The 13,278-nt window shown below is 42.3% G+C and carries 14 protein-coding genes; all 14 read right to left on the minus strand.

Annotated elements, in window-relative coordinates:
- Positions 1 to 42 precede the first annotated feature (42 nt).
- Positions 43 to 972, minus strand: coding sequence for a glycosyltransferase family 2 protein (locus tag OSC10802_RS0100315; protein WP_017714782.1), 930 nt, complete (start codon positions 970 to 972; stop codon positions 43 to 45).
- Positions 959 to 1,528, minus strand: a complete 570-nt coding sequence (epsC, locus tag OSC10802_RS0100320; RefSeq protein ID WP_017714783.1) for a serine O-acetyltransferase EpsC — start codon at positions 1,526 to 1,528, stop codon at positions 959 to 961. Before epsC ends, OSC10802_RS0100315 begins: the two co-directional genes overlap by 14 nt.
- Positions 1,525 to 2,652, minus strand: a complete 1,128-nt coding sequence (locus OSC10802_RS0100325; RefSeq protein ID WP_017714784.1) for an NAD-dependent epimerase/dehydratase family protein — start codon at positions 2,650 to 2,652, stop codon at positions 1,525 to 1,527. Before OSC10802_RS0100325 ends, epsC begins: the two co-directional genes overlap by 4 nt.
- A gap of 83 nt (positions 2,653 to 2,735) precedes the next feature.
- Positions 2,736 to 3,791 carry a glycosyltransferase gene (locus tag OSC10802_RS38065; protein WP_512699230.1) on the minus strand — a complete coding sequence of 352 codons (1,056 nt, stop codon included), beginning with the start codon at positions 3,789 to 3,791 and terminating at the stop codon, positions 2,736 to 2,738.
- A 30-nt stretch (positions 3,792 to 3,821) separates the two neighbouring features.
- The gene (locus OSC10802_RS0100335; protein ID WP_369797048.1) at positions 3,822 to 4,757 is read right to left on the minus strand and encodes a glycosyltransferase family 2 protein; all 936 of its coding nucleotides are present in this window, start codon (positions 4,755 to 4,757) and stop codon (positions 3,822 to 3,824) included.
- Complete coding sequence (locus tag OSC10802_RS0100340) at positions 4,739 to 5,725, minus strand: class I SAM-dependent methyltransferase (protein ID WP_017714787.1); 987 nt, start codon at positions 5,723 to 5,725, stop codon at positions 4,739 to 4,741. Before OSC10802_RS0100340 ends, OSC10802_RS0100335 begins: the two co-directional genes overlap by 19 nt.
- A 146-nt stretch (positions 5,726 to 5,871) precedes the next feature.
- Positions 5,872 to 7,137: a glycosyltransferase family 4 protein gene (locus tag OSC10802_RS0100345; RefSeq protein ID WP_017714788.1), complete on the minus strand. Its 1,266-nt coding sequence runs from the start codon at positions 7,135 to 7,137 to the stop codon at positions 5,872 to 5,874.
- Positions 7,134 to 7,955, minus strand: coding sequence for a class I SAM-dependent methyltransferase (locus OSC10802_RS0100350; protein ID WP_026098040.1), 822 nt, complete (start codon positions 7,953 to 7,955; stop codon positions 7,134 to 7,136). Before OSC10802_RS0100350 ends, OSC10802_RS0100345 begins: the two co-directional genes overlap by 4 nt.
- A 10-nt stretch (positions 7,956 to 7,965) precedes the next feature.
- Positions 7,966 to 8,733: a TylF/MycF/NovP-related O-methyltransferase gene (locus OSC10802_RS0100355; protein ID WP_017714790.1), complete on the minus strand. Its 768-nt coding sequence runs from the start codon at positions 8,731 to 8,733 to the stop codon at positions 7,966 to 7,968.
- 40 nt (positions 8,734 to 8,773) lie between these two features.
- Positions 8,774 to 9,454 (minus strand): class I SAM-dependent methyltransferase, encoded by a 681-nt coding sequence (locus OSC10802_RS0100360; RefSeq protein WP_017714791.1) that lies wholly within the window; start codon positions 9,452 to 9,454, stop codon positions 8,774 to 8,776.
- A 29-nt stretch (positions 9,455 to 9,483) separates the two neighbouring features.
- A complete protein-coding gene (locus tag OSC10802_RS38070; protein ID WP_017714792.1) occupies positions 9,484 to 10,227 on the minus strand; it encodes an asparagine synthase-related protein in 744 nt (247 codons plus the stop codon).
- Positions 10,220 to 11,176, minus strand: coding sequence for a glycosyltransferase (locus tag OSC10802_RS0100370; RefSeq protein WP_017714793.1), 957 nt, complete (start codon positions 11,174 to 11,176; stop codon positions 10,220 to 10,222). Before OSC10802_RS0100370 ends, OSC10802_RS38070 begins: the two co-directional genes overlap by 8 nt.
- Entirely contained in the window at positions 11,163 to 12,260 is a 1,098-nt protein-coding gene (locus OSC10802_RS0100375) for a DegT/DnrJ/EryC1/StrS family aminotransferase (RefSeq protein WP_026098042.1), read from the minus strand. Before OSC10802_RS0100375 ends, OSC10802_RS0100370 begins: the two co-directional genes overlap by 14 nt.
- An 8-nt stretch (positions 12,261 to 12,268) precedes the next feature.
- Positions 12,269 to 13,264: an NAD-dependent epimerase/dehydratase family protein gene (locus OSC10802_RS0100380; protein ID WP_017714795.1), complete on the minus strand. Its 996-nt coding sequence runs from the start codon at positions 13,262 to 13,264 to the stop codon at positions 12,269 to 12,271.
- Positions 13,265 to 13,278: the final 14 nt, after the last annotated feature.

Here is a 13,278-nt window from a genome sequence, read left to right on the forward strand (position 1 = left end):
ATTATTAAACTCTACAAGGGAACCCATTTTAACCCTCATTGATTAAGAAGGTTTGATCGGTCTTTTGGAGGCAGATGACACATTTGGAGATCGCCAGACGCGCTTATTACTTGAGATACTATACTCCATTAAATTTATTATCTCGCGGAACTTTATCCCCGAACGAATTAGGGAGCGTTTCAAGATATTGTCTTCAGGGGCATAGTACAAGTCATAAAACCTGCGGAGTGCTTCGTGGAGCAAGCTTATTTCTTTGATTCCACTCTGATTAATACTTTGACTTCCATAATGTAAAACAACCGCATCTGGTACATAATAAATTTTTTGATTTTGTTTTTTTAGCATATAGCAGTATGCTAAATCCACGAACGCTAAGGAAAACCTCTCGTCTAGCATACCATAATTTTCCCAGGTACTGCGTCGAATGATAAAACTGGTTGTACCAATACTGTCAACGACCTGTGATTTGCTATAATCAAAATCCGTGTTGTAATACTTATTCGTAATTGGATTATTAGGCCACAACAAATGAAGATTCAAAGACTGAAAAATCATTGGGATTAATCCGGGAAAACTCCGAATACAATGCTGAATCGAACCATCAGGATTAATCAGTTTAGGGCCAGCAGCCGCCGCATCGGGGTGGGCATCCATAAACTTAACCAAGTTATCGAAAGCACTCGGTTGAACCTCAACATCACTATTGAGCAATAAACCGTAACGACCAGCGGCAGCTTTCAAGCCAATATTGTTAGTTTTAGCGTAACGTACATTGACATCGTTGCAGATTAATTTTGCCTTTGGGAAACACTCTCGCACCATTTGAGGACTGTCATCTTTTGAGCAATCATCTACAACAATTACCTCAAAATTTATCTCGCGAGTATTGTCATAAATAGACAGCAAACACTTACTCAATAAGTCTTTTGTGTTGTAACTAGCAACAATAATAGATAAGTCAATCGAGTTCATAAAACGGGTTCCCGACTAGATGACGTATGATTTGAGCGGGTATGCCAACAGCGACAACGTTATCAGGCAATGATTTAGTGACAACAGCGTTGGCTCCTATTGTTACATTATTGCCTATGATAATACCACCTAGGATTTTAGCGCCTGCACCAATATTGACATTGTTGCCTATTATAGGTCGTCGTTCTGGGTGATAGCCCATATCTATTTCTTTTGCACCTATGGTAACATTGTGATATATAACAGCATTCAAACCAATACTCTGGGCACCAATAACTGTACCGACACTATGGGGTAGATACAGCCCATCACCTATTTCGCATTGCATACCGATCTCGATACCGAAAAGCACGAAATTAATAAGTGAAAACAATCGGGACAATAAAAAAAAATGCTTTCTGTGCAAGGCGTGAGCAATGCGGAACAACAGGACTGGCATAAAACGAGGGTAAAAAAAACGCTGCAACAAGCCGCAGATTGTTGGAACGCGCTCCGGTACTCCATCGTAGTAATACTGCCTTTCCAAATCGGTCAGTAGAGTTTTTTTGAGGCTCATAAGTTTCTCCTCTTTAATTCTACTGTGGCTATTTCTGATTGGTCTTCAAATATGGCTTTTTGACGTGCCCACTCTACAAATCTCTCCAGACCAGTGTACAAGTCAGTTACAGGCCAATTGCTCCAAACTGAACGCAACCGGGAAATGTCAGCCCAGTTGTGGCGGATGTCGCCAACACGATAATCACCTGTGATCGAGATCGTACTGCTGCTGCCCCAAAGTTGTTTGAGGGTGTGGGCGAGATCCAACACACAAATAGGTTTGCCACTACCGACATTGAAGATTGCTGTGTCGCAGTCGAGCGTCAGAGCCTGCGTGCAAGCGTTCGCGACATCATCTACAAAAACAAAGTCACGGGTTTCTTGGCCATCTTCATAGATGTTGATAGGCAAGTTTTGACGCATCTGGTTGCTGAAAATAGAGATGATGCCAGTGTAGGGATTTCGCAGGGATTGACCTGGACCGAAAACATTTTGAAATCTTAGCACGACCGTAGAGATGTCGAGAGCTTTGCCCATTGTCAGAGAAATTTGCTCTTGGGCTAATTTGGTGCAGGCGTACAGTGAAGCGGGTTTAGGGGTGCTGGTTTCTGGTGTGGCGAGCGCTACTGCCGCTTGACCGCAATAGGGGCAGGTTAACTCCCACTGACCCCGGGCTAGTTGGTTTTTCGTGCGGGGTTCCGGCACGACTGAGCCACACATACCTCTACAGGCATAGGCCCCCTCACCGTAAATAGAGCGCGACGATGCGACGACTACTTTTTTGACCTTCGTTGGCTCGTTCACCAGAATATCCCACATCAGAGCCGTGCCGCCGACGTTTACCTCAGTATAATAGCCAACACGATACATGGATTGCCCGGTGCCAGTTTGTGCTGCCAGGTGGATGACAGCATCAATATCTTGAAGGGCGCGTTGCCAATTTTCCCGAATGCACACATCTCCTAATATCATTTCATCGACTTTCTGGCTATAGTCAGCTTGTTTGGCTGCCTCAGGGCCGTGAATTTGGGTATCGAGCGTATCTAACCATCTCACCCAATGACCAGATTGGCGAAGGTGTGCTGTGAGATGGTTGCCAATGAACCCAGCTCCACCAGTGATCAGTATTTTCAGAGGAACCATCTTTGGTTTCGCATTTTTAATCTATCTGGATAAAAACAGAATAAACTAATTTGATAAAAATTTGTAAAATTTAGCGTTATTTTTTACAAAAAAAATCGTTTAATAATGTATTTCATGCGACTAATTAAAGGAATCGATATTCTAGCCAGCGGCTTAAACTGAGTCAAGAAAAGAAAAATACGATATCTAATGTTGGTTGGATCTAGCTCCACAGCTTGCTTGGCCAAATCCCGTGCCAATGTTAAGTTTTTGTTCAGTTGCCTAAATGCTTCCCCTGCGATGTAACGAGCTTTTCCTTGTCGGCAAATTTCTACGAAATCTCGACGTTCTGGGTGGTTTTCAATTATTATGTCGAGGGCGCGAAGGGATTGATCTAGCAATTCAAAAGTGCGATCGCTGGCTCCTCGACCATGTTTTCGATATCGGCACAATACCCTATCTATTCTAGCCACTTTACCTTTGAGGGCGACCTCGGTAAGAAACACCCAGTCTTGAGTATCGCGTAATCGCGTATCGAAGCCACCGGGCGGACAAGCAGAACGTCTAACCATCACAGCACAAGTCAGTATCCCGCCACGAGCGATGATTTCTTCAGCACTGTCGGTATATTCCCTTGGATTTTGGTTTGTCACATAAATCGTTTTATTAGTGGCAGAATCAAAAATTTCAGTTGCGTGATAGCACAGCACTACCTCCGGATCTTGCACAAACTTCTCTACCTGAGCTTTGATTTTTCCCGGTAAGTAGATATCATCCCCATCAAGAATAGCAATCAGTTCGCCGCTACACGCAAAAAATGCCGTATTACTATTCGCTGTAACACCCTGATTGCTTTCATTAAGGATTAATTTAATTTTATTAGGGTATTTAATTAAATATTCTTTAATAATTTCTTGAGATCCGTCAGTAGAAGCATCATCTGCTACAACAACTTCAAAATTATCGTAATCTTGTGTTAGTACACTATCGAGGGCCTCACTAATAAAAAAAGCTAAGTTGTACACAGTTACTATGACTGATACTTTTGGGTTAGATGCAATCATCTTATACTTTATCCACTTTTCTTTAATCTTATTTTTTTGAAAGCAAACACTAAGTGAAGTTTTTAAGGATGCAATTGATGGACATTGCTTTTTAATTTTGAGTGGTACTTGTGTTTAATGCACTGGCTATTTTAAAACCTTTACTCCTCTTGTACGCTTTTTTATTTGAGGAGCTATCAATAACCGCAAATAAGTAAACATCCAGTAAATAAACCATAGAGATCCACCATGACGCTTTACAAAAACTTTCCATTCTTTGGGGGGTAAACCCTTGGGCTGTTGTACCTTTTTCCATCGCTCCAGCAAAGATACCTCTGGATCCATCCAGCTTTCGTCGAGTAAGTTACGGGCGCACACGCCCAAATAACCTGGGCAAACCCAAATAGTGCATCCTTGTTGGCGAGCGCGTAGACCATAGTCAAAATCTCCTATACCGTGAGTAAAAGCGGGATCGAGGTTTCCCACTAACTTGGCCACACTCCCCGGTATGAGAACACAGTTCCCATTCATTGTATCACAAGGCTTAAGGGTATCACCGGGATCAACTAAACCAAATTTCAAAGGATGCCAGAGGCTAGTTCGGCATATCCCACCGTGACTTATCTCCCCGGTTTTTGGTTCCTGAATCGCCCCTACCAAGATAGTCTCTTTGTAGCCTTGATTGCTTAGTTGCCGGTGGCTTGCTAGTAAAATATTCAGGGCTTGAGGGTATAGTTCTGTATCGTCATTGAGCCATAGGTAATAGTCCCTCTCCATTTTCATGGCTTCGGCAAATACAAGTCGCATCCCACCATTCCAAAACATACTTCCATTGCCTTGAAATATTTTTACCTGTGGGTAAGTAGAAAGAATGGTTTCTGCTGTGCCATCTGTACTACCATCGTCGAGAAGATAAACTTGCACGGCAACGCCAGGAAAAAGTTCTTGACTAAACAATGCGGTTAGACTGCGAAGAGTCTTGTCGCGTCGGTTATGACAGGTCATCAGGACAGCAATATCAGTTTTATTCATTCTGTATAAATTGATTTTATATCTATTTAGACCTAATTTTTCATTATCCAAAAAGAACCTGGTTCATTCAAAGGCTCAGTATTGAGAATCGGACATTTTTGCGCCAGGTTTTCAAAATGCCGATGTTTCAATAAGTTCATAGCCATTATAACTCTATATTGACTATTGCAGGTCAGAAATGCCTCCAAAAGATATTGCTCGTTCCATAATTTTATTTCATCAAGCACCCACTCATCAAGATAGTCTTTGGGAGTGAAGATATCGTGAATATGGACAAGTACACCAGATTTCAGAGTTGGCAATATTTCCAGATATTCCAACACTACGTCGCCTTGGGGTCTGATTATATGAGAGGAATCGATAAATAATAGATCCTTTCTATTTAGGGTCTCAAATAATGACTTTTCTACCTCTTCTAGCTTTCTCCTTATAACTTTTACCGGCATTTGCTCTAACCATTGATTTTCATAGGGTTCAATACATATATGGTCGCAAAAATAGTCGCTATTCTCTTCTTTATTTTTGGCTATCGCCTTGATGGCCATTAAGGTTGAATGTCCGCTTCCTATCTCAATAATTTTTTCGGGCTTAAATAAACGAATTATATTGTAGAGCATTTCGGCATCGCCAGCTACAAATGAATCGTTATGATAATAAAAATCTATATTAGTGCTTGAATCATTGGTTATTGGTATTTGTTCCAATTCCGCATTATAGTGAAATTGTTCTAGCAGTTTTAGTTGCTCATCAATGTTTAAATCTATCCCAGGCAGAAATCTATCATCTCTTAATGAACGATAGAGATTGCGGGTTTTAAACAAGGGTTCGTAATAATGATCTCTGATTGGGAATACGCCTACTTTATAAAAAATTTCTTTACTTATAGGCATTCTTTGCATGCCAGCTTTTCGGATAAGTTTCAATAATACTGCGCTCAGAAGTGTGGCTGGAGCCAGTAAAACGTCAAAAACCTTAACCGATTTAATTAAAAATGCTTTAGTTATACTATTTTTACCCATAAATTACCATTTATAATTATAAACATTATTGGCTTTACGCAAGCCCCTATTAGTTTTCGCCTGACATATCGTACAGGCAGGATTTTGGAAACATCTCGAAACAGGTCAGTTCGGTATGGAGTTAACTCAGCTCGGAATGGACTGATTTAATTGTAGATGCTGCTTGCTTTTTTCACAACCTCCTCAAATAGGGACATATAAGAACGGGCTTGGAGTTCCATGCTAAACTTTGTTTCCGCTTTTTCACGGGCGCGATCGCACAGCTGCAGATACCGCTCAACATCCTCCAGCACCCAGGCAATTCCCTGAGCCAATTCTTCGACCTCAAATGGACGAGCTAGATATCCATTTCTTTGATGATCAATTATATCAGGCATACCGCCAATATTGAATGCCACACAGGGTTTACCACAAGCCATTGCTTCCAGCAGGGTATTAGGCAAGTTCTCTTGAATTGATGGTGCGACAAACAAATCGGCTGCTGCGTAGACGAGCGCCAAGGAGATGTCATCATTTAGTTTACCCAGGTAGTGAACTTTAAAACCTGGAGAAGGGAGTTCACTCGGCTGAGATGACCCAAGAACAACTAACTCGATTCTATCTTGCCATCCTGACTGGCTGAGGTTTTGTAAAGTTGGTTGCAGCAGATGGAAGCCTTTGATAGGATTGCTAATCCCATTCATAGCTACAAACAAAACCAGTTGCTTATCTTGAGGCAAGTTGAACAGTTCTCGCGCCATCTGTTTACTCATAGGCTTATATCTGGTTGTATCAAGACCGTTGGGAATCACCTCGATCCGCCGTTCCTGAAACAGAGAACTAGAACTGGCACACTCGGCTAACCATCGACTGGGAGTAATAATTGTCAGATTCAGGTTTCGCCAAGCCTTGGCCTTGCGTTGCCACACCCAGCGGGATAAATCACAGTCATTACTACTGCCAAGAGTGGGACAAGCACCACAGGATTTGGTATAGCGATCGCAACCCTGAGTATAATGACAGCCTCCAGTAAAGGGCCACATATCATGTAGAGTCCAAACTAACGGTTTACCCAATTTGGCCAACGTTTCAATTTGCAGGTAACCTGCACTGATCCAGTGGATGTTAATTATATCCGGTTTAAGTTGAGCAACTTTAGAAACGACTGAATCTGGCAGCCACTGCGATGAATACATTGAGCGAGAACACTGAGGGTAAAACACTAAAGGCAGAGCATTAAAACTAGGCCTCAAATTTTGAATTTCCTTGCTTAACTGCCTCTGGGGTCCGCTCACTGTTTTATCATTACTATATTTAGTCTGTACCAATATCTTAGAGTCTAAAGCGATATTTTGTAAACCTTGATGCAGTCGATAAGTAGCACGAGCCGCACCGCCCTCAAGGTCATAGGTGCTAATAATCAGAATATTCACGACTTAGTTCCCTCCATAAAAAGAGAGTCTGGTTTGCGTACTTGACCCTCAACTACATCTAAATTATAGCTGTTAAAATCTGGAATACGGCTCTCTCCAGCGCCACAAACACAAACATCTACAAATCCCGTTTGTTGGAGCATTCGCCGGAGGGAGAAGCGATCGTACATCCAATAGTGGATTTCACCTGATTTGCGAAACATACCTTCTTCAAAGGCGATTTTGGCTTGCTGACCTGCTATAACTGTCACGCATATTTTTGCAAGCCAGAATCTCAACTTGCTAACTCGCCCAACGATTTTTTTAAAGTTGCCTAATTTTTGTAGATATTTTTTTTTCCTAGTGTTCCAAAATTCTTCTGCTGCACAACCAATCCGGGATATTATAAATTCTTTATTTTTAATATCTGATTGAGAAAGATACCGCTTCAATTCACCCCCATCGAAGCTACGGACTGTCTGATCGTATAGCTCTATCATCATCCAATCATAGTTCGGTTCTGCTTCCTTTAAACCTGCCTCTACTTGCTCTAAACTATAAATATAGTTTCTGACTATCGCTTCCAAATCCGGTACAACTACTCTCACAATTCCTTTGGGTTTTAAAACTCGCAAACACTCAGCAAGCAGCTTTCGAGCTTCTTCTTGATAAAGGTGCTCTATTAGATGAGATGTATAACATACATCAAAATAATTATCTGGAAATGGTAGATTTTTTCTGACATCGTGGCTTGATACGTCTGGGGAATTAGAATCTATATCTATATTAATCCATGCGGAATGGAACGTCCGACCGCAACCCACGTTTAGTAATTTCATGGTTCCTTAATTATCTCCAAACAACCCCTATTCTTCCTGTAATATCAGTTCGGTTTAGCAAAATTTTTATCTTATTCTTTTTCATATACTCATCTACAGCTTGGCGCGCTCCTTTCCAATAACCATAATCATCAATGATAATTACTCCTCCAGGGGATAAGCGAGGAAACAGATGTATAAGTTCGTGTCGTGTGGACTCATACCAATCTGTATCAAGTCGAAGCAAAGCAATATTTAAAGGAGCTTGTTTTGGTATGGTATCTTCTACTCTACCCTTAATCAAATGTATTTTTTCAGGATCGTAACCGATGCTATTAATCGCTTGCTTAACTTCTTCCAGAGGCGCATAACACCAAACTGAATGGCTATCTTCTTTTTTACTGCTTTTTAGCATTGATGAAGCAGAAATACCCTGAAAAGAGACATCCTTCTCGCTGGGTTCCGTCATCCCTTCAAATGTATCAAAAAGAAATAGATGTCTGCTATTGTCTTTTATTTGGCAGAGAGTATGGGCAACAGCCATCATACTACCCCCTTTCCAGACACCACATTCAACTATGTCACCAGGAATATTATTGGCGGCTATGTATTTAACTGCTTCACATAAACAAAATATACGCTCTGGAGATGTCTGCGTAAAAGGGCTCACGCTGACGATCATTTCGATAGTATCTCGATCAAAATCTGGAGGAAATTGAATTGAGGGATCGTATCTAACAATATTAAATCCAATTTTTTGGACGATTTTTTTGGAAGCGTTAATTAACCTCTTTTTCATGCAGCCTCTTACAAAATGTTTTTGTTTGCCAATCAGACTTCTAAATTCTTTTCATAAATATGATCGAATCCCGTTTCAAAAGTCCCAAATCAGAGCTAATAACTGACCAGCCAGACTCTACCGCTATTGCCCGCATTATTTCTTGATTATTTCGAGGCCACCAAATCTCATTATCAGATTTATTTTTGAAATCTGTGGGAACCTTGCCTTTCTCCCATCCATATATGTCCAGTTTTTCCCAATCGCCGTATTGGTGTACTGCTACTCCTCCTTTCTTCACCTTTTGCAAAGAATTATGTAGGATTTCTCGAATATTATCAGCATTGTTGTGACAGAGAACACCGAAAGACCAAAAAAAGTCAAAGTAGCTTTCTTTGAATCCAGAAAAAGAATTATCTTTGACTTGGTGACAGATGAGTCTACCCTTATATTTTTCTGGTTTTAACCAACCTTTAACATCCTGAAAATCAACTGTATGTAGTTCTCCCTGAGGAATATATTTAAGTATGGCTCTGGACCAAGAACCTTTTCCTGGCCCAAGTTCTAATATCACTGAATTAGGTTGGATATATGGTAGGACGGCTTGAAAGAAAACTTTACGATAAGACCCCCCGATTCTTCTTTCTTCGTTGAATCGGGTTATATTAGGAATAAGAGACAAGACATCTCCACTGTCATATCCGTAATCAAACTCTTTCCTAAGCCAGTCTAAAGTAGGCATATCTAGCGGGCTCCTTTAATTACTTTAAATTATCTTAACAGTTCCGTTGCTGTGTGACCATCAAGGCTGACTTTAACGCCATTGGACATTAACGCCTCATAAATCATCATAAAAGGAATTGGGCTAGTCAGGTAAATATCTTGAAGTAAGTAGAAATAATCATACAAATGATCGCTCCGCTTGAGGGTGTCAATCTCTACGAAAGTTGCCTCAATGCCCAAATGGTCAGTCACCTGCTTGGCATAGGTGCTCTCATCGAGAGGCGTTCCTGGGAAACAAGCTACGAGCGCGTGTTGCCAGTCCTTGCTAATACGGAGACTATTGTCAGTTTGTGCAATATGGGCGATTGCTGAAATAACCGAACTAGAATCTAGCCCACCGCTTAAAGATGTACCAATGGGCACGTCACTCCGCATCCGCAACCCGCAAGCATTTAGGAACAGACTGCGAAACTGCTCGAGTTGTTCCTCATAACTTTCCGGCACTTGCATCAGGTGTTCTGAAGTACACCACCCACGCCACAGGGTTAGTTTTCTATCTTTGACCCAGCCGCAATGTCCAGCGGGAAAGCGCTTGATGCCTTCAATAACGCACTCCTCAGTATTCGCGTAGTCTATGATACGCCGTGAATCTTTAACTAAAGGCAAATTTGGTCGCACCTGCGGCTGGAGTGGAAAGAGGGCTTTGATTTCCGAGGCGAAGGCAAATCCACTTGGAACAAAGGCATAAAAAAGGGGTTTGACACCTAAGAGATAGCGCTTGTCCTCACTCAATTGCTCTAAACTTCACTGTCTTAGTAATCACTCGCTTAATGAAACGCAGTCTAGCCCATTTTTCTTTGGGGATTGACATATATGGAGTGAGTATACCGAAAGATTTTAGCATACTGAGACACTTCAGCAATGTAACTATATAGGATTCGTAAAGGCGCAACCCCTGTTTTTCAATGTGATACCCCAAGTACAATCGCACTTGACTGGGGCTGACGATTCTGAAAGTTTGAAAGTGATAGAAGACTGGTTTAAGTACCCCACCTAGATGATTCTCAAAAAATCTCACATTCCAAGGAGCAAGAGTCTTTTCAGTCTGTCTAACAATGTGTACTTCGTCAGCAAAAAAAAAAGGCCAGCAGTCCAGATACTTCTGATCTCCGAACTTGCCATCTTCAACACGGGCAAAGCACCATTCTAAACAACGTTCTTGCCACCACCTCATTACCTGAATTGCTTCAATAGTGTTTTTAAATGTCATAAACTGCACGCAGAAACGACCACTTATGAGACTTTGGTCATATTCAGGCGCATAGGCGTGTTCGGTAATCAAAACGTGCTTCTCACTTTCATCTAACTCCCGCAGCAGGATTTGGGGATCGTCAAAGAAGAAAATATCAGCATCCAAGTAGGTTACCCGCTTCAAATTCTGGTTTCGGTCCAAAACTGCCTGAAAAATAAACGGTGTCAAAGTCCAGCAATATTCACCTTTACTTCTACCCGCTTTCACAGCTAATAAATCAGAAGTTTCAACTTCTCTGAGCGGAATCAGTGTTACATGAGGCAGGTCAATGATCTCTAGCTGCTTTTCTACCAACTCATCCACACACAATATCCACAGATGAAAAGGCTGTGCGTGGGCAAGCAAGGATTCGTGCAAAGCCATACCCATCGGCAAAAAGTTGCTGTCAAATAGCGTGCAAAAGTGTTCAGGGTGACTATTTGTAAGCATTGACAACCTCAATCACTTTATTGATATCTGCGTCACTCATCTGTGGATGACAGGGAATGGATAGACATTGGTTTGCATGAGCTTCCGAGTGAGTTAAACCGTTAGGATCGCATCTCAAGTTCCGACAAGGCGCTTGATGATGAACGGGGATTGGATAGTGGATGAGATTGCTCACCCCCTGTTCTTTTAGAAAATCCTCCAGGTTGTCTCTTTGTTCGCACAGAATCACGAATAGATGGTAGACGTGATTTTCACTATTTTTAGGTTGAGCTAGCAACCTGACTCTAGGGTTTTTGATGCCTTCAAAATAAGCCTTGGCAATATCTTTACGTCTTGCAGTGAACCCATTTAGCCAATCCATCCGCGTGGTAAGGATAGCAGCGTGCAATTCATCCAAGCGACTATTTAATCCAAGTTCTGGGTGGTGGTAGCGCTGACTTTGCCCGTAGTTGCGGAGAACCTTGGCTTGATGGGCAACTGTTTCTGAATTTGTTACCAGTGCCCCGCCATCCCCTATCGCCCCCAAATTCTTAGTTGGGTAAAAGCTGTAGGCTCCCCAAGCCCCAAAACTCCCAGCAATTTTACCATTCCAGGATGCCAGATGAGCCTGGGCGCAGTCTTCAAATAAATGAATGTTAGCGCGAGCGCACAAATCCATCCACCTGTCCATATCCCCTATCTGTCCGTAGAGATGGACAAGCAAGACAGCCTTGGTGCGATTAGACAAGCAACGCTCGACACTAGCAGGGTCTAACAAAGCAGTTTCCGAGTCAATATCAGCCAACACCGGCGTTGCACCAGCGCGAATCACCGCAAGGACAGTAGCAAAAGCCGTCATCGGCGTAGTAATCACCTCGTCACCCGGTCCAATATTCAGGGAACGCAGTCCAATCTCAATGGCATCCATGCCATTGCCCACCCCAACCGCGAAACTCGTCTGACAGCGTTGGGCCCAAGCCATCTCAAAATTCTTAACTTCATTTCCTAAGACATACCAACCAGACCTAAACACCCGTTCAGCAGCCGCAATCTCCTTTTGCAGCAGTTCCTCGGGTTCTGCCTGGAAATTATTCATTAATATCATAATTGACGCTACCAGTAATTGGCACTGTGCTGAACATAATATTCCAAAGTACGCCCGATGCCTTGTTTCAGATTAACTTGGGGAACCCATCCCAGAGTTTGATTCATCTTAGCATAGTCTCCGTAGTAGTCTCCGATGTCAATGGCTTTACGGTCTGGTGGAAAAGGGACAATTTCATAAGTCCCACCCTGGTAAATCTCAACCAGCATAGCAGCTAAATCTTTGAGACTGATGTATTCCCTACTCCCCAGATTGAATACTTCTCCATCGGCTTCAGGGCGAATAGCGGCAATTAACATAGCCTCTACTACATCATCAACATAGTTAAAGTCTCGTAACTGCGTCCCGTCACCGTAGACTAAGATAGGTTTTCCCTCAATCAAGTTCCTCAGCCAAATACCCAAAAAGGTCTGTCGTGCATCTTTGACCCGCATCCCCGGCCCGTATGTGTTAGTCAACCGCAGGGCACAAGCGCGAATATTATAGACGTTGTTGTAAAGCAAGTGATACCACTCACCTGCGAGTTTGTTAATACCATTGACGTCTACAGGTCGAATAGGGTGCTTTTCATCAACTGGTATGTACTCGGGTTTGCCATAAATCTGCCTCGTACTAGCAAAAACAATCTTGACACCTAGATTGTGCTGACGGCAAGCTTCTAGGATCGATAGCTGTGCGGAGGCGTTGATAGCCAGGTCAGTTTGCGGGTCAGTCATGGAGTCCAAATGACTGGTCTGACCAGCTAAATTAAACAGGAAGTCTTGACCCTGAACTAGATATGCCATCGCATAGGGATCGCGGACATCAGTGATATTAACGGTTACTCGATCTTTGATGTCGTTGATATTAAATATGTTTCCACCATATTGAGGGATTAAGCTATCTGCTAGGGTGACTTTAGCCCCTAGCTGGACGAGCCGCCGTGCCAGGGAGGAACCTATAAATCCTAAACCCCCTGTGATTAGTACATTAGCTCCGCTAAATTCTCTGCTAAAATTTTCCATGATGTTTCAATAAA

The organism is Kamptonema formosum PCC 10802, from assembly GCF_000332335.1.
Classification (GTDB): Bacteria; Cyanobacteriota; Cyanobacteriia; order Cyanobacteriales; family Oscillatoriaceae; genus Oscillatoria.